The sequence below is a fragment of the Pseudomonas sp. L13 genome (genome assembly GCF_009935965.1).
Classification (GTDB): Bacteria; Pseudomonadota; Gammaproteobacteria; order Pseudomonadales; family Pseudomonadaceae; genus Aquipseudomonas; species Aquipseudomonas lactis.
The window spans coordinates 23,397-41,279 of record NZ_QODJ01000048.1; the positions used below are offsets into that span (position 1 = coordinate 23,397).

Here is a 17,883-nt window from a genome sequence, read left to right on the forward strand (position 1 = left end):
ATCAAATTTCAGGCACAAAAAAGGGCGACCGAAGTCGCCCTTTTTCTACAGCTTTACAGAACTTAGTTCTGCTTAGCCATTGCCTGGCGCAGCAGTGCCGCCATGGTGGTATCAGCAGCAGCTTCCGGAGCAGCTTCTTTCAAGCTCTGGATAGCTTCTTTCTCTTCCACTTCGTCTTTCGACTTGATGGAGAGCTGAATCACGCGGCTCTTGCGGTCAACGCTGATGATCTTGGCTTCTACTTCCTGGCCTTCTTTCAGAACGTTGCGCGCGTCTTCAACGCGGTCACGGCTGATTTCGGAGGCTTTCAGAGTCGCTTCGATATCGTCGGCCAGAACGATGATGGCGCCTTTGGCGTCAACTTCTTTCACAGTGCCTTTAACGATGGCGCCTTTATCGTTCTCTTGAACGTACTCGGAGAACGGATCGCTTTCCAGTTGCTTGATGCCCAGGGAGATGCGCTCGCGCTCTGGGTCAACCGACAGGATAACGGTGTCCAGCTCGTCGCCCTTCTTGAAACGACGAACAGCTTCTTCGCCAACTTCGTTCCAGGAGATGTCGGACAGGTGAACCAGGCCGTCGATGCCGCCGTCCAGACCAATGAAGATACCGAAATCGGTGATCGACTTGATGGTGCCGGAGATTTTATCGCCCTTGTTGAACTGGCCAGAGAAATCTTCCCATGGGTTAGATTTGCACTGCTTGATGCCCAGGGAGATACGACGACGCTCTTCGTCGATGTCCAGAACCATAACTTCCACTTCGTCGCCGACTTGTACGACTTTCGAAGGGTGGATGTTCTTGTTGGTCCAGTCCATTTCGGAAACGTGTACCAGGCCTTCCACGCCTTCTTCCAGCTCCGCGAAGCAGCCGTAGTCGGTCAGGTTGGTAACACGCGCGGTGACGCGGGTGCTTTCTGGGTAACGAGCTTTGATAGCAACCCATGGATCTTCGCCCAGCTGCTTCAAGCCCAGGGAAACGCGGTTACGCTCACGATCGTACTTCAGAACCTTGACATCGATCTCGTCGCCAACGTTGACGATTTCGGAAGGATGCTTGATACGCTTCCAAGCCATGTCGGTAATGTGCAGCAGGCCATCGACGCCACCCAGATCGACGAATGCGCCGTAATCGGTGAGGTTCTTGACGATACCTTTGACTTGTTGGCCTTCCTGCAGGGATTCCAGCAGAGCTTCACGCTCGGCGGAGTTCTCTGCTTCCAGCACGCTGCGACGGGAAACGACAACGTTGTTGCGCTTCTGGTCGAGCTTGATGACTTTGAATTCCAGTTCTTTGCCTTCCAGGTGCGTGGTGTCGCGCACTGGACGAACGTCGACCAAAGAACCTGGCAGGAACGCACGGATGCCGTTAACGTCGACAGTGAAGCCGCCTTTAACCTTACCGTTGATAACGCCCTTGACCACTTCTTCAGCTGCGAAGGCTGCTTCGAGAACAATCCAGCATTCAGCGCGCTTGGCTTTTTCACGGGACAGCTTGGTTTCACCGAAACCGTCTTCAACCGAGTCCAGAGCAACGTGAACTTCGTCACCGACATTGATAGTCAGGTCACCAGCATCGTTGTAGAACTGTTCCAGCGGGATCAGAGCTTCAGACTTCAGACCAGCGTGAACGGTTACCCAGCGAGCTTGGTAATCGATATCAACGATAACACCGGTGATGATGGAGCCTGCCTGAAGGTTCAGGGTTTTTAGGCTTTCTTCAAAGAGTTCCGCAAAGCTTTCGCTCATTTTAATTCCTGTTGATAAGGGCGAAGAATACGCCCATCTCCACACCCCAGACGGTGTGGGTCAGTTTCAGTTAAAAGAAGCCACCGCAGGACTATGACTGGTCCCCTGCGGCCTTCTTGATCACCCGGCGATATCGCGAATGGCGATTTCACTCATGATGCGTTCCAGCACCTGCTCGATGGACAGCTCCGTGGAATCCAGCTGTATGGCGTCAGCCGCCGGCTTGAGCGGGGCTACCGCACGCTGGGTATCACGCTCATCGCGTGCACGGATCTCATCTAGCAGACTCGACAGACTAACACCATCGACTTTGCCCTTCAACTGCAAGTAACGGCGGCGTGCCCGCTCCTCGGCGCTGGCGGTCAGGAAAATCTTCAGCGGCGCCTCGGGAAACACCACCGTGCCCATGTCGCGGCCATCGGCCACCAGGCCCGGCGCCTCCTGGAATGCGCGCTGGCGCTGCAGCAGCGCCTCGCGCACGGCGGGCAGCGCAGCCACTTGGGAGGCGCCCGCGCCGATACTCTCGGTGCGAATCACATCGCTGACTTCATCACCTTCCAGAATGATGCGCTGCAACTGACCCTCGGTCGCCGCAATGAACTGCACATCCAGATGGGCGGCAAGTTTGGTCAGCAATTCTTCGTTGGTCAGGTCCACACCATGGTTATGCGCAGCAAACGCCAGCAGGCGGTACAGCGCGCCAGAATCCAGCAGGCACCAACCCAGGCGCTTGGCCAGAATGCCAGCGATTGTGCCTTTGCCCGAGCCGCTAGGCCCGTCGATGGTAATCACCGGTGCTTTGATATTCACAATTGAGCCTCTTGGGCAACACGGATGCCGACTTGGGCACACAGTGTCAGAAAGTTCGGAAAAGACGTAGCAACATTGGCGCAGTCAAGGATACGAATAGGCGCTGTCGCCCGCAGGGAAGCCACACTGAATGCCATGGCAATCCGATGATCGCCATGGGCATGCACCTCACCGCCGCCCATCGGGCCACCGTCAATGATAATCCCATCAGGCGTGGGTTCACACTTCACACCCAGGGCCAACAGACCGTCGGCCATTACCTGGATACGATCGGACTCCTTGAGGCGCAGCTCCTCGGCCCCGCGCAAAACGGTGCGGCCCTGAGCGCAGGCTGCAGCAATAAACAGCACGGGGAACTCATCAATTGCCAACGGCACCAGGGCCGCTGGAATCTCGATACCCTTGAGCACGGCAGCACGCACACGTAGATCCGCAACCGGCTCGCCGCCCACCTCGCGCTGATTTTCGAGGGTGATATCAGCCCCCATCAGCCGCAGGATATCGATTACCCCGGTGCGAGTCGGGTTGATACCGACATGCTCCAGCAACAGCTCGGAGCCCTCGGCAATCGAGGCCGCCACCAGGAAAAACGCCGAAGACGAAATGTCCCCCGGCACTTCAATACGCGTAGCGGTCAACCCATGCCCTGACGCCAGCGACGCTGTGGCGCCCTGCACCGCCACCGGGTAACCAAAGCCGCGCAACATGCGCTCGGTGTGGTCGCGGGTCGGTGCGGGCTCGGTCACCGAGGTTTTACCCTCAGCGTACAACCCCGCCAACAACAGGCAGGATTTCACCTGGGCACTGGCCATGGGCAGTACATAATTCAAGCCTTTGAGCGATTGCCCGCCACGAATGGTCAGTGGCGGACGCCCGTCCGGCCCGGTTTCGATGATTGCGCCCATTTCCCGCAACGGCTTGGCCACGCGATTCATCGGGCGCTTGGACAGCGAGGCATCGCCGTTCAGCACGCTGTCAAAGCTCTGCGCCGCCAATACACCGGCCAACAGGCGCATCGATGTGCCGGAATTACCCACATAGATCGGCCCCGGCGCAGCCTTCAGGCCATGCAGGCCGACACCGTGAATGGTCACGCGCCCATGGTGTGGACCCTCGATCACCACACCCATGTCACGAAAAGCCTGCAAGGTCGCCAAGGCGTCCTCACCCTCAAGGAAGCCTTCCACCTCGGTCACACCCTCGGCCAACGACCCCAACATGATCGAACGATGAGAGATCGACTTGTCACCCGGCACGCGGATGCGCCCGCTCAAGCGGCCACCCGGGCTGGCGATGAAGGTCAGGTCATCGGTGTTCACTGCGGTTTCCATATAGGCCCGGCGCGCGAGGATCTTGCTGAAATGTTCACGCGCCACCCGCGCACGGGTGAACACGCCCAGCAGTTGATGGCCGTCTCCCGCATCCACGGCGTCGCGCAAGGCGTCGAGGTCAGTGCGGAAGGTGTCCAGGGTGCGCAACACCGCTTCGCGATTGGCGAGGAAGATGTCATGCCACATCACCGGATCGCTGCCGGCAATCCGCGTGAAATCGCGAAAACCACCAGCCGCGTAACGGAATATCTCGAGGTTCTCGTTGCGCTTGGCCAACGAATCCACCAAGCCAAATGCCAGCAGATGGGGCAAGTGACTGGTCGCTGCCAACACTTCGTCGTGACGCTCGACCTGCATATGCTCCACATCCGCGCCCAGCTCGCGCCAGAGACGATCCACCACTGCCAACGCCGCTGGATCGGTTTGCGCAAGCGGCGTCAGGATGACCTTATGCCGACGGAACAGCTGCGCATTGGACGCCTCCACCCCGCTCTGCTCGGAGCCAGCAATGGGGTGGCCCGGCACAAAGCGCGGCGGCATACCACCAAACGCCAATCGTGCAGCGCGCACCACATTGCCTTTGGCGCTGCCCACATCGGTAAGGATTGCTTGCCCCAGGTCCATGCCAGCCAGTACCACCAGCAATTTCTCCATGGCCAGGATCGGCACGGCGAGCTGAATCACATCCGCGCCCTGACACGCAATGGCCAAATCCGCCTCACAGCGGTCTACCACGCCCAACTCCACCGCCAATTTGCGCGATTGCGGGTCGAGGTCCACGCCCACCACTTCACCACACAGCCCGCTTTCCCGCAGGCCTTTGGCGAAGGAGCCACCGATCAACCCCAGGCCGACCACCACCAGGCGACCGATCATAGGCACAGCAGGTTGCAATGCAGTGACATCAACCACGGCCCAGAACCTTGGCCAACGCCTCAAGGAAGCGGCTGTTCTCAGCCGGCAAACCGATGGTGATACGCAGGTGGTTCGGCATGCCGTAGTTGGCCACCGGGCGCACGATCACGCCCTCGCGCAGCAGGCCCTGGAACACCGGCGCGGCCACTTGGCCGAGGTCGACGCAGATGAAGTTGCCCTTGGACGGAATCCAGCCCAGGCCCAGCTCACGAAAACCTTCCTGCAATTGCAGCATGCCGCTTTCGTTGAGGCGACGGCCTTCTTCCAGGTATTCGGTATCCTGCACCGCCGCACAGGCGGCCGCCAGGGCCAGGCTGTTGACGTTGAACGGTTGGCGCACGCGATTCAGCACATCGGCGACCACGGGGGTGGACAAGCCATAGCCGACCCGCAACGACGCCAGGCCGTAAGCCTTGGAAAACGTACGCGACACCAGCAGGTTCGGGTAGGCCGCGAGGAAATCCAGGCCGTCGGGCAGGTCGCTGCCTTCGGCGTACTCGATGTAGGCTTCGTCCAGCACGACCAGCACATGCGCCGGCACGTCCTGCAGGAATTCGTTCAGTGCCTGCTCGTCAAACCAGGTGCCGGTCGGGTTGTTCGGGTTGGCGATAAACACCACGCGGGTGTGCTCATCGATGGCCGCCAGCATCGCCGGCAGGTCATGGCCCCAGTCCTTGGCAGGAATCACGCGAGCATCCGCCCCCACCGCCTGGGTCACGATCGGATAGACCGCAAACGCGTGTTCGCTGAACACCGCGTTCAAACCTGGCGCCAGGTAGGCACGGCCGACCAGTTCAAGGATGTCGTTGGAGCCATTGCCCAAGGTCACTTGATTCAGCTCGACCCGGCACTTGTCCGCCAGCAAAGACTTAAGCGCAAAACCGTTACCGTCGGGATAACGGGTCAGCTCGGCCAGCGCTTCACGAATCGCCGCCAACACTTTGGGGCTCGGGCCCAGCGGGTTTTCGTTACTCGCCAGCTTGACGATTTTGGACGGGTCCAGATTCAACTCACGGGCCAGCTCGTCCACAGGCTTGCCTGGAACGTAAGGCGAGAGTTGTTGCACGCCCGGCTGTGCCAGGGCGAGGAAGTTGCCACTCATGTCAAAGCCTCACAAAACCGCTTTCGGGTAAGAGCCCAGCACCTTGAGCGCCACGGCTTCCTGACTGATCTTCTCCAGCACGCCCTTGACCAGCGGGTCGCGGTGATGGCCGATGAAGTCGATAAAGAACACGTAGGTCCACTTACCGCTGCGCGAAGGACGAGTCTCGATGCGCGTCAGGTCAATCCCGTTATCGTGGAACGGCACCAGCAGCTCATGCAGCGCGCCGGGCTTGTTGCTCATGGAAACGATGATCGAGGTCTTGTCGTCGCCAGTGGGCGGCACTTCCTGGCTGCCGATCATCAAAAAGCGCGTGGAGTTATCCGGGCGGTCTTCGATTTTTTCGGCCAGGCGCGTCAGGCCGTACAGGCCCGCGGCCATATCGCCGGCAATCGCCGCCGAATTCCACTCACCCTTGACCCGCTTGGCCGCTTCGGCGTTGCTGGACACCGCCACGCGCTCGACATTCGGGTAATGGGCGTCCAACCACTTGCGGCACTGGGCCAGGGACTGGGCATGGGAGTAGATGCGGCTGATGCTGTCGGTCTTGGTGTTTTCACCCACCAGCAGGTGATGGTGGATACGCAGCTCCACCTCACCGCAGATCACCATGTCGTGCTCAAGGAAGCTGTCCAGGGTGTGGTTGACCGCGCCTTCGGTGGAGTTTTCCACCGGCACCACGCCAAAATTCACCGCACCGGCCGCGACTTCACGGAAGACTTCGTCAATGGCCGCCATCGGCTTGCTGATCACCGCATGGCCGAAGTGCTTCATGGCCGCTGCCTGGGTGAAGGTACCTTCAGGGCCGAGGTAAGCCACTTTCAGCGGCTGCTCCAGCGCCAGGCACGAAGACATGATTTCACGGAACAACCGCGCCATCTCTTCGTTGCCCAACGGCCCCTTGTTGCGCTCCATCACACGCTTGAGCACCTGGGCTTCACGCTCGGGACGGTAGAACACCGGCACTTCGCCTTCGGCAAGGGATGCCATCTTTACCCGGGCCACTTCCTGGGCGCAGCGCGCACGCTCACTGATCAGCTCCAGGACTTTCTCGTCCAGGCTGTCAATGCGTACGCGCAGGGCCTTGAGTTCTTGCTCAGACATTAGCCGTGTTCCTTCTCGAACTCTGCCATGTAGGCAACCAGCGCATTGATGGCGTGGATGTCGACGGCGTTATAAATGGAGGCGCGCATGCCACCCACCGAGCGGTGGCCCTTGAGGTTCAGCAGGCCGCGCGCGTCGGCGCCCGCCAGGAACGGCTTGTCCAGGCGGTCGTCCGCGAGGCGGAACGGCACGTTCATCCACGAGCGGTCGGTGAGGTTGATCGGGTTGCTGTACAGGCCGCTGGCGTCGATGAAGTCGTACAGGACGCGCTTCTTCTCTTCGTTGAGCTTGCCCATGGCCGCCACACCGCCCTGCTCCTTGAGCCACTCGAACACCAGGCCCGACAGGTACCAGGCAAACGCTGGCGGGGTGTTGTACATCGAGCCGTTATCGGCCGCGACCTTGTAGTTGAGCATGGTCGGGCACAGCGAACGGGCGCGACCCAGCAGGTCTTCGCGGATGATGTTGACCAGGATACCGCTCGGGCCGATGTTCTTCTGCGCGCCGGCGTAGATCATGCCGTATTTGGATACGTCGATCGGGCGCGAGAGGATGTCCGAGGACATGTCGCACACCAGTGGCACGTCACCTACTTGCGGCACCCAATCAAACTCCAGGCCACCAATGGTTTCGTTCGCGACGTAGTGAACGTAGGCCGCGTCTTTGGTCAGCTTCCACTCGTTCTGACCGGGAATGGCGAAGTAGTCGTAGGGCTTGGCGGTGCCTGCCACATTGACGTGGCCGTAGCGCGAGGCCTCTTCAATGGCCTTCTGCCCCCAGATACCGGTGTCGATATAGTCGGCAGTGCCGCCTTCGGGCAGCAGGTTCAGCGGCAACTGGGCGAATTGCTGGCTTGCGCCCCCTTGCAGGAACAGCACCTTGTAGTCGGATGGGATGTCCAGCAAGTCGCGCAGGTCCTGCTCGGCCTTGTTGGCGATGGACACGAACTCATCGCTGCGATGGCTCATTTCCATCACGGAGAGGCCTTTTCCATGCCAGTCGAGGAGTTCACCCTGCGCACGCTGCAGGACTGCTTCAGGAAGCGCCGCGGGACCGGCACAGAAGTTATAGGCTCTCTTGCTCACATCCAATCTCACTCTGATCTGGTGGGGCTGCAATCATGTCAGCAACGCCCTCATTCTGAAGCGGGCATCTGTGGGAGCTGGCTTGCCTGCTCCCACATGGACCGCGTCCAGGCAAAGGGCGCTGTATTTCATACGGGACAAACAACAAGGGGGCGAATCTTCATCCGCCCCCTGTGTGTCCGCTTATTCCTGCGGTTCTTCTTCGTCTGCGGCAGCGTCGAGGGTTGGCTCGTCAACGTTGTCATCGCCGGCTGCGATCACCTCGCCTTCAAATTCCTCACCTTCGAGCTCTTCGCCTTCGACTTCCGAAGGCTCCTGCACACGCTCCAGGCCGACCAGTTTTTCGTCCTTGGCCAGCTTGATCAGGGTCACGCCCTGGGTGTTACGGCCCAGGCTCGACACTTCCGCCACACGGGTACGCACCAGGGTGCCCTGGTCGGAAATCAGCATGATTTCCTCGCCATCGAGCACCTGCACTGCGCCGACCAGACGGCCGTTGCGGTCGTTGCTGACCATGGCGATCACGCCCTGGCCGCCACGCTTGTACTCCGGGAACTCACTGATGGCAGTGCGCTTGCCATAACCACGCTCGGAAGCGGTGAGGATCTGGCTGCCTTCTTCCGGGATCAGCATCGAAATCAGCTTCTGCCCTTCCGGCAGGCGCATGCCGCGTACACCGCGGGCGGTACGGCCCATGGCACGCACGTCGGATTCCTTGAAGCGTGTGACCTTGCCGCCATCGGAGAACAGCATGACTTCGCGCTCGCCATCGGTGATGGCTGCGGAGATCAGTACGTCGCCTTCGTCCAGTTCCAGGGCGATCAGGCCCACGCTGCGTTGACGGCTGAAGGATTCCAGCGGGGTCTTCTTCACGGTGCCTTTGGCGGTGGCCATGAAGATGAAGTGACCTTCGGTGTATTCCTCGACCGGCAGCATGGTGGTGATGTACTCATCACTGTCCAGCGGCAGCAGGTTGACCAACGGACGACCACGGGCAGCGCGAGAGGCTTCCGGGATTTCGTAGGTCTTGAGCCAGTACACCTTGCCCTTGCTGGAGAACAGCAGCAGCGTGGTGTGGCTGTTGGCGACCAGCAGGTGAGCGATGTAATCCTCATCCTTCACGCCGGTAGCCGATTTACCTTTACCGCCACGACGCTGGGCCTGGTAAGCCGCCAGCGGCTGGGTCTTGGCATAGCCGCCGTGGGAGATGGTCACCACGCGCTCTTCTTCCGGGATCATGTCACCCAGGGTCAGGTCCAGGCGCGCATCGAGGATTTCGGTGCGGCGCACGTCGCCGTATTCGGCGCGGATCACTTCCAGTTCTTCGCGGATCACTTCCATCAGGCGCACGGCGCTGCTGAGGATGCGGATCAACTCGCCGATCTGGTTGAGGATCTCCTGGTACTCGGCCAGCAGCTTCTCGTGCTCAAGGCCGGTGAGGCGGTGCAGACGCAGCTCCAGGATGGCCTGGGCCTGCTCTGGCGACAGGAAGTACTTGCCTTCACGCAGACCGTATTGCGGGTCCAGGGTCTCGGGGCGGCACGAGTCGGCGCCAGCGCGCTCAACCATCGCGACCACGGCGCTGGATTCCCACGGCGTGCTGATCAGCGCTTCCTTGGCTTCCGACGGGGTTGGCGAGGCCTTGATCAGGGCGATCACCGGGTCGATGTTCGACAGCGCAACCGCCTGGCCTTCCAGGATATGGCCGCGCTCGCGGGCCTTGCGCAGTTCAAACACGGTACGGCGGGTCACCACTTCGCGGCGGTGACGCACGAAGGCTTCCAGCAGGTCCTTGAGGTTCAGGATGCGCGGGCGGCCGTCGATCAGGGCAACCACGTTGATACCAAACACGCTTTGCAGCTGGGTCTGGGCGTAGAGGTTGTTGAGGATCACCTCAGGCACTTCGCCACGGCGCAGCTCGATTACTACGCGCATACCGTCCTTGTCGGACTCGTCGCGCAGCTCGGTGATGCCTTCCAGCTTCTTCTCTTTAACCAGCTCGGCGATCTTCTCGATCAGGCGTGCCTTGTTCAGCTGGTACGGGAGTTCGGTGATGACGATCTGCTGGCGGCCACCGACCTTGTCGATGTCTTCGATCATCGAGCGGGCACGCATGTAAATGCGCCCGCGACCGGTGCGGTAGGCTTCGATGATGCCGGCGCGACCGTTGATGATCGCGGCGGTCGGGAAGTCCGGGCCGGGGATGTATTGCATCAGCTCATCGACGGTCAGCTCAGGGTTGTCGATAAGGGCCAGGCAACCGTCGATGACTTCACCGAGGTTGTGCGGCGGGATATTGGTGGCCATGCCCACGGCAATACCGCTGGAACCGTTGACCAGCAGGTTGGGAATACGGGTTGGCATGACAGCCGGGATCATTTCGGTGCCGTCGTAGTTCGGCACCCAGTCCACGGTTTCTTTGTGCAGGTCGGCCAGCAGCTCGTGCGCCAGCTTGGTCATGCGCACTTCGGTGTATCGCATGGCCGCGGCGTTGTCGCCGTCCACCGAACCGAAGTTGCCCTGGCCGTCTACCAGCAGGTAGCGCAGGGAAAACGGCTGCGCCATCCGAACGATGGTGTCGTACACCGCAGTGTCGCCGTGAGGGTGATACTTACCGATCACGTCACCGACAACACGGGCAGATTTCTTGTACGGCTTGTTCCAGTCGTTACCCAGCTCGCTCATCGCGAACAGCACACGCCGGTGCACGGGCTTCAAGCCATCGCGCGCATCAGGCAGTGCCCGACCGACAATTACGCTCATCGCGTAGTCGAGGTAGGACTGTTTCAGCTCGTCTTCGATATTGACCGGGAGGATTTCTTTGGCCAGTTCGCCCATGAGAAGCCTGATTCCTTTTTCGGGTGAAACCTCGTCACATCCATTCGGGACGAACGAAGCTCGCCGCTGCCGGCACGGTGCCTGACAACGACTTACGACAAATCAACGAGTTATGACACGGATCTGCACGTTATAGGCCACCCCTCGGGGCAGCCCTGGAAACCGCCGGATGTTATCACAATCGCCGCCACGCACCTATCCCCCTGATGCGCATGGAGGCTAGTAATTTGACGGATGACAGGCTTGAAGGGGACGAGAGGGGCTCAGAGGCGCGGTGGTGCTTTTTTTTGAGGGTGGAATGCAGGAGTTTTGTTGACTTCAAGAGCCAATCGCAGGCAAGCCAGCTCCCACCTGTGATTTGTGAACACAGTTAGATGTGGGGGCTGGCTTGCCTGCGATAGCGCCCCCACAGGCACCGACACCTCAATGCAGGCGCTTACGGCACATCAACTTGGCCAACTTGGCCACATCCGGTCGCTCCACCACACCCTTTTCGGTGACGATCACATCAATCAGATCCGCAGGCGTCACATCAAACACAGGGTTAAACGCCGCGACATCCAACCGCTGCCCATCAACCTCAAGCAACTCACCACTATCGCGCTGCTCCAGCGCAACATCATCGCCAGTAGCCATCATCAAATCCAGGGTCGAACTCGACGCCACCACCATAAAGCGCACGCCATGGTGCATGGCACACACAGCCAGCTGATAAGTGCCGATCTTGCTGATCACATCGCCATTGGCCGCGATACAGTCAGCACCGACCACCACCCAGGTCACGCCCTTGGTCTTGAGGATATGCGCCCCCGCCGAGTCGGCATTCACCGCCACCGGGATGCCCTGGCCCGCCAATTCCCACGCCGTCAGGCGTGAGCCTTGCAGCCACGGGCGGGTTTCATTGACATAGACCTGCTCGACCAAGCCCTCCAGATACGCTGCATGAATGACCCCAAGGGCTGTGCCAACGCCGCCGGAAGCCAGCGCGCCGGCATTGCCATGGGTGAGGATCGCCTGGGCATTGCCCTGGTGCTTGCGAATCCGCTCCATGCCCAACTGGGCCATGACCACATTGGCCTCCCGGTCGCTTTCATGGATCGCCACGGCTTCGGCTTCCAGCACCACCAGCGGGTCGGCGTGCTGTTTGAGGCGGTCCAGGCGGTCGCGCATGCGCTGCAAGGCCCAGAACAAATTCGATGCGGTCGGTCGGGTATGAGCCAGCAAGGCGTAGTCTTCTTCCCACGCTGCCTGCCAGTCGCCACCCTCGGCGATGCGCTCGCGGGCGGCCAGCACCAAGCCATAGGCGGCGCAGATACCGATGGCCGGTGCGCCCCGCACCACCATGGTGCGAATGGCGTCGGCCACCGCTTCAACGGTAACGCAGGTTACCCAGCGCTCACGGGACGGCAAAACGCGCTGATCGAGCAGGTGCAGCGCGCCATCACGCCATTGGATGGCCTTCACTTTGTCTGCAGCCAACAGTCGGTCGCGCATCCCTTACCCCGCACTCATGAACAAAAGCCGCCGATTATAGCGATCCGCCAGCCAGGACGCTCGGGTATACTTCGCCCTTCTTTTATAGCTGCCTGGGAAGAAGCCTGCGATGACCTCCACTGCCGCCCCGCTCGACTTGTTGCTGCTGCCGACCTGGCTGGTACCCGTCGAGCCCGCTGGCGTGGTGCTCAAGGAGCATGGCCTGGGCATCCGCGATGGCTGCATTGCCTTTATCGGGCCACGGGACGCGGCGTTGAAGCTGGCGGCGCGGGAGGTGCGTGAACTGCCCGGCATGCTGCTCAGCCCTGGCCTGGTCAATGCCCACGGCCATGCCGCCATGACCCTGTTCCGTGGGCTGGCCGACGATCTGCCGCTGATGACCTGGCTGGAAAAGCACATCTGGCCAGCCGAAGCCAAGTGGGTCGATGAAGCGTTCGTGCGCGACGGCACCAACCTGGCCATTGCCGAGCAGATCAAGGGCGGCATCACCTGCTTCTCGGACATGTATTTCTACCCCAAGGTTGCCAGTGACTGCGTGCACAACAGCGGTATGCGTGCGCAGATTGCGCTGCCGATCCTCGACTTCCCGATTCCCGGCGCCAGCAGTGCCGACGAGGCGATTCGCCAGGGTATCGAGCTGTTCGGCGACCTCAAGCACCACCCGCGCATCAAGATCACCTTCGGCCCCCACGCGCCCTACACCGTGTGCGATGCCAACCTGGAAAAGATCCGGGTGATCGCCGAAGAGCTGGACGCCGTGATCCATATGCACGTTCACGAAACCGCCTTTGAAGTGCAGCAAGCCGTCGAGCAGACCGGCGAGCGGCCATTGGCGCGCCTGGCTCGCCTTGGCCTGCTGGGCCCGCGCTTTCAGGCCGTGCACATGACCCAAATCAGCGAAGACGACCTGGCTTTGCTGGTAGAAAGCAACACCAGCGTTATCCACTGTCCGGAATCGAACCTGAAACTGGCCAGCGGCTTTTGCCCGGTGGAGCGCTTGTGGCAGGCTGGCGTCAACGTGGCCATCGGCACCGACGGCGCCGCCAGCAACAATGACCTGGATTTGCTCGGCGAAACCCGCACGGCGGCGATGCTGGCCAAGGCCGTGGCCGGTTCCGCTACAGCACTGGATGCCCACCGCGCCTTGCGCATGGCTACGCTCAACGGTGCCAGGGCGATGGGCCTGGACAGCCAGATTGGCTCGCTGGAAGTCGGAAAAGCGGCCGACATCGTCGCCTTTGATCTTTCCGGGCTGGCGCAACAACCGATCTACGATCCGGTCTCACAGCTTATATATGCCACCGGGCGCGATTGCGTGAAACACCTTTGGGTCGCCGGCAAGCCATTGCTCGACGACCGGCAATTGACCCGCATGGATGAACAACAGTTGACCGCCACGGCCATTGCCTGGGGACAACGCATCAGCGGGCACAGCGAATAACGCCGTTGCTGAACCTATGAGCTCAGCAACGCCAAACCGACTTATCAGATTCAGAGGATTGACCATGAGCAACGTCGACCACGCCGAAATCGCCAAGTTTGAAGCCCTTGCCCACCGCTGGTGGGACCGCGAGAGCGAATTCAAGCCCCTGCACGACATCAACCCACTGCGGGTCAACTGGATTGACGAGCGCGTCAACCTGGCCGGCAAGAAGGTGCTGGACGTCGGTTGCGGCGGCGGCATCCTCAGCGAAGCCATGGCCCAGCGCGGCGCCACCGTCATGGGCATCGACATGGGCGAAGCGCCGCTGGCCGTGGCCCAGTTGCACCAGCTCGAATCCGGCGTGAGCGTGGAATACCGCCAGATCACCGCCGAAGCCCTGGCCGAAGAAATGCCCGAGCAGTTCGACGTGGTCACCTGCCTGGAAATGCTCGAACACGTGCCAGACCCGTCCTCGGTGATCCGCGCCTGTTTCCGCATGGTCAAGCCCGGCGGCCAGGTGTTCTTCTCCACCATCAACCGCAACCCCAAGGCTTACCTGTTCGCGATCATCGGCGCCGAATACATCATGAAGCTGCTGCCGCGCGGCACCCATGATTTCAAGAAATTCATCCGCCCTTCCGAGCTGGGTGCGTGGAGCCGCCAGGCTGGGCTGACCGTCAAGGACATCATCGGCCTGACCTACAACCCGCTGACCAAGCACTACAAGCTGGCCAACGACGTTGACGTCAACTACATGATCCAGACCCTGCGCGAGGAGTAAGCCTGTGAAGTTGCGAGCGGTTCTCTTCGACATGGACGGTACCCTGCTGGACACCGCGCCGGACTTTATCGCCATCTGCCAGGCCATGCGCGCCGACCGTGGCCTGGCGCCGATCAACCCGCAACACATCCGCGATGAAATCTCCGGCGGCGCGCGGGCGATGGTCGCCGTGACCTTCTCGATGGACCCGGAGTCGCCGGGCTTTGAGGACCTGCGCCAGGAATTCCTGGAGCGTTACCTCAAGGATTGCGCGGTGCACAGCAAACTGTTCGACGGCATGGCCGAGCTGCTGGAAGACATCGAGAAAGCCAAGCTGATCTGGGGCGTGGTCACCAACAAGCCGGTGCGCTTTGCCGAACCGATCATGCAGCGCCTGGGCCTGGCCGAGCGTTCGGCCGTGCTGATCTGCCCGGACCATGTGAAAAACAGCAAGCCGGACCCGGAGCCGATGATCCTGGCGTGCAAAATGCTCGGCCTGGATCCGGCCAGCGTGCTGTTCGTGGGCGATGACCTGCGCGACATCGAATCCGGCCGCGACGCGGGTACGCGCACGGCGGCGGTTACCTACGGCTATATCCACCCGGACGACAACCCCCGCCACTGGGGCGCGGATGTGGTGGTGGATCACCCGCTGGAATTGCGCAAGGTGCTGGATAACGCGCTGTGCAGTTGCTGATGGTTCGAAGATCTCAACAACACTGAGATCAATGTGGGAGCTGGCTTGCCTGCGATAGCGGCCTGCCAGCCAGCACATTTGGCGACAGGTAGTCCGCCATCGCAGGCAAGCCAGCTCCCACAGGAAATGGATTCCACTTCAAGTGGTGTATCACCTTGAATTTTGTCGAGGCTATTTATGTTTGATTACTCTGCACCGCCAGAACTGCTCAAAGGCCGGACCATCCTGGTAACCGGCGCCGGTCGCGGGATTGGCGCGGCAGCGGCAAAAACCTATGCCGCCCATGGCGCCACCGTGCTGTTGCTGGGCAAGACCGAAGCCAACCTGGCCCAGGTGTATGACGAGATCGAAGCCGCCGGCCACCCGCAGCCGGTGGTGATCCCGTTCAACCTGGAGACCGCCCTGCCCCATCAATACGATGAGCTGGCAGCGATGATCGAAAAAGCATTCGGCCACCTCGACGGCCTGCTGCACAACGCCTCGATCATCGGCCCGCGCACGCCCATCGAGCAGTTGTCCGGCGAGAATTTCATGCGGGTGATGCACGTCAACGTCAACGCGATGTTCATGCTGACCAGCACGTTGCTGCCGTTGCTCAAGCTGTCCCAGGATGCGTCGGTGGTGTTCACCTCCAGCAGCGTCGGGCGCAAGGGCCGTGCTTATTGGGGTGCCTATGGCGTGTCCAAGTTCGCCACCGAGGGGCTGATGCAAAGCCTGGCCGATGAGCTGGAAGATGTGGCCGCAGTGCGCGCCAACAGCATCAACCCGGGCGGCACCCGCACCAGCATGCGCGCCCAGGCGTACCCAGGGGAAAACCCGATGGAAAGGCCAGCACCGGAAGAGATCATGCCGGTGTACCTGTACCTGATGGGGCCGGACAGTGCCGGCATCAATGGCCAGGCCTTCGATGCGCAATAAGCCCTGACACACCGCAAAACAAAGGTGGGAGCTGGCTTGCCTGCGATAGCGGTGGTGAATGCTCCATCGCCATCGCAGGCAAGCCAGCTCCCACATTGCTTTGTGGTGTACTCAATTACTCAGTGTTTGACCACTTCCTCCAGGGTGAAGCGCCCCAACGGGTTCTGCAGGAAGTTGCTCACGTTTTTGCGTGAGATGTTGATGTACGGGCTGTAGTACAGGTCAATCCAGTTCACATCCTGTTTGGCCAGTTTCTGCAACTCCACATACATCTGCTCGCGCTTGGCCGGGTCTGCCTCGATCCGCGCGGCCGCCACCAACGCCTTGACCTGGTCGTTCTTGTAGCGGGTCATGTAGTTCTGGTTGGTGTCGTGGCCCAGCACGAAGGTGGTTTTCTGGTCGGGGTCGAGGATGTCGTTGGTCCAGTACATCACCGAAATATCGTACTCACCGTCCACCAGCATCTGCCAGCTTTGGGTCGGGTCGACTTTTTGCAGGTTGGCGGTCACGCCGACCTTGGCTAGCTGGTCCTTGATGATCACCGCGATCTGCTCGTCGGCCTCGTTGCCGGCGTTGACCACGTAGTTGAGCTTCAAATCCTGGGCACCTGCAGCGGCCAGCAGTTTCTTGGCTTCGGCCGGGTCGTATGGGCGTTGCAGGTTATTGGCGTAGTGGTACAGAGAGCCCTTTGGAATGTAGGAATAAGCCACGGTGCCTTGACCGTAAGTGACGGCTTTGACCAGCGATTGCTTGTCGATCGCCATATCCAGGGCCTGGCGCACTTGCGGCTTGGCCAACAAGCCGTGCTCGTGGTTGATCAACAGGTGATCTTCGCGGGTGGACGGGTCGGCGTGGATCACCACGTTCTGGTCTTTTTTCAGTTCTTCGACCCGGGAGAACGGCACGAAGATCGCCGTGTCGAGTTCGTTGTTCTGCACCATGCGCATGCGCGTGTTGTCATCGGTCACCGACACCCATTCCACGCCGTCCAGGCTCACGCTGCCGGCCTGCCAGAAATTCGGGTTTTTCTTCAGGATCACGCGGTCGCCCTTGCGCCACTCGTCCACGGTAAACGCGCCGGAAGTCACCGGGTTTTCCGAGTAGGCGTCTTCGCCCATCTTGGTCATGGCTTTTTCCGACAGGATCGACACCGTTGGCGACGCCAGTTGCGAGAGGAAGGCCACCGCAGGGGTTTTCAGGGTGACCACCAGGGTCTTGGCATCGCTGGCCGTGGCGGTGTTGATCAGGCTGAACGGGTCGCTCCACAAGGAGGCCTTGTTGTCACGGATGCGCAGCAGGCTGAACGCGGCGTCGGCGGCGGTGATCGGCGAGCCGTCAGAGAACTTCGCCTCGCGCAGCTTGAAGGTGTAGGTCAGGCCATCCTTGGAAATATCCCAGCTTTCGGCCAGGCCCGGTTCCATCTTGGTGCCCAGGTTATCCACGCGCACCAGGGTGTCGTAGACGTTGGCAAACACCCAGGTGTCGCGGTTTTGCGCGCTTTTGATCGGGTCGAAGGTGGTGCTGTCTTCACGGCAGCCGATGGTGAGCACACCGGCGGCCTGGGCCAGGCCGGCGGTCAGCGACCAGGCCGTGAGGGTAGCGGCGGCGAGCAATTTCAAGTGGCGCGAGTGCATATCACAACTCCTTGTTAATGAATG

Annotated in this window: 13 protein-coding genes; 4 read left to right on the forward strand and 9 right to left on the reverse strand. The window is 60.8% G+C overall.

Features of this window, described 5'->3' with window-relative positions; all coding sequences use genetic code 11:
- Positions 1 to 62 precede the first annotated feature (62 nt).
- From rpsA to mtnA, 8 genes are all read right to left on the reverse strand, one after another.
- Complete coding sequence (gene rpsA / locus DK871_RS21210; protein WP_003189774.1) at positions 63 to 1,748, reverse strand: 30S ribosomal protein S1; 1,686 nt, start codon at positions 1,746 to 1,748, stop codon at positions 63 to 65.
- A gap of 120 nt (positions 1,749 to 1,868) precedes the next feature.
- On the reverse strand, positions 1,869 to 2,558 hold the full coding sequence (gene cmk, locus DK871_RS21215) for a (d)CMP kinase (protein ID WP_003189772.1): 690 nt from the start codon (positions 2,556 to 2,558) through the stop codon (positions 1,869 to 1,871).
- The gene (locus tag DK871_RS21220; RefSeq protein ID WP_256677503.1) at positions 2,555 to 4,765 is read right to left on the reverse strand and encodes a bifunctional prephenate dehydrogenase/3-phosphoshikimate 1-carboxyvinyltransferase; all 2,211 of its coding nucleotides are present in this window, start codon (positions 4,763 to 4,765) and stop codon (positions 2,555 to 2,557) included. Before DK871_RS21220 ends, cmk begins: the two co-directional genes overlap by 4 nt.
- Before the next feature lie 28 nt (positions 4,766 to 4,793).
- Positions 4,794 to 5,906 carry a histidinol-phosphate transaminase gene (gene hisC / locus DK871_RS21225; RefSeq protein ID WP_161906507.1) on the reverse strand — a complete coding sequence of 371 codons (1,113 nt, stop codon included), beginning with the start codon at positions 5,904 to 5,906 and terminating at the stop codon, positions 4,794 to 4,796.
- A gap of 9 nt (positions 5,907 to 5,915) precedes the next feature.
- On the reverse strand, positions 5,916 to 7,010 hold the full coding sequence (pheA, locus tag DK871_RS21230; protein ID WP_003172650.1) for a prephenate dehydratase: 1,095 nt from the start codon (positions 7,008 to 7,010) through the stop codon (positions 5,916 to 5,918).
- The gene (serC, locus tag DK871_RS21235; protein WP_161906508.1) at positions 7,010 to 8,095 is read right to left on the reverse strand and encodes a 3-phosphoserine/phosphohydroxythreonine transaminase; all 1,086 of its coding nucleotides are present in this window, start codon (positions 8,093 to 8,095) and stop codon (positions 7,010 to 7,012) included. Before serC ends, pheA begins: the two co-directional genes overlap by 1 nt.
- Positions 8,096 to 8,278: 183 nt before the next feature.
- Positions 8,279 to 10,933: a DNA gyrase subunit A gene (gene gyrA / locus DK871_RS21240; RefSeq protein WP_003189765.1), complete on the reverse strand. Its 2,655-nt coding sequence runs from the start codon at positions 10,931 to 10,933 to the stop codon at positions 8,279 to 8,281.
- Between the two features lie 423 nt (positions 10,934 to 11,356).
- Positions 11,357 to 12,427 (reverse strand): S-methyl-5-thioribose-1-phosphate isomerase, encoded by a 1,071-nt coding sequence (mtnA, locus tag DK871_RS21245; protein WP_161906509.1) that lies wholly within the window; start codon positions 12,425 to 12,427, stop codon positions 11,357 to 11,359.
- Between the two features lie 109 nt (positions 12,428 to 12,536).
- Between mtnA and DK871_RS21250 the strand changes: the two genes are divergently transcribed.
- From DK871_RS21250 to DK871_RS21265, 4 genes are all read left to right on the forward strand, one after another.
- Entirely contained in the window at positions 12,537 to 13,868 is a 1,332-nt protein-coding gene (locus tag DK871_RS21250; RefSeq protein ID WP_003189761.1) for a TRZ/ATZ family hydrolase, read from the forward strand.
- A 64-nt stretch (positions 13,869 to 13,932) separates the two neighbouring features.
- Positions 13,933 to 14,631, forward strand: a complete 699-nt coding sequence (gene ubiG, locus DK871_RS21255) for a bifunctional 2-polyprenyl-6-hydroxyphenol methylase/3-demethylubiquinol 3-O-methyltransferase UbiG (protein WP_003189760.1) — start codon at positions 13,933 to 13,935, stop codon at positions 14,629 to 14,631.
- Positions 14,632 to 14,635: 4 nt separating this feature from the next.
- Positions 14,636 to 15,307 carry an N-acetylmuramic acid 6-phosphate phosphatase MupP gene (gene mupP / locus DK871_RS21260; protein ID WP_161906510.1) on the forward strand — a complete coding sequence of 224 codons (672 nt, stop codon included), beginning with the start codon at positions 14,636 to 14,638 and terminating at the stop codon, positions 15,305 to 15,307.
- A gap of 177 nt (positions 15,308 to 15,484) precedes the next feature.
- A complete protein-coding gene (locus DK871_RS21265; RefSeq protein ID WP_161906511.1) occupies positions 15,485 to 16,225 on the forward strand; it encodes a YciK family oxidoreductase in 741 nt (246 codons plus the stop codon).
- A 119-nt stretch (positions 16,226 to 16,344) separates the two neighbouring features.
- Here the strand turns inward: DK871_RS21265 and DK871_RS21270 are convergent, their stop codons facing one another.
- On the reverse strand, positions 16,345 to 17,859 hold the full coding sequence (locus tag DK871_RS21270) for an ABC transporter substrate-binding protein (RefSeq protein ID WP_161906512.1): 1,515 nt from the start codon (positions 17,857 to 17,859) through the stop codon (positions 16,345 to 16,347).
- Positions 17,860 to 17,883 lie beyond the last annotated feature (24 nt).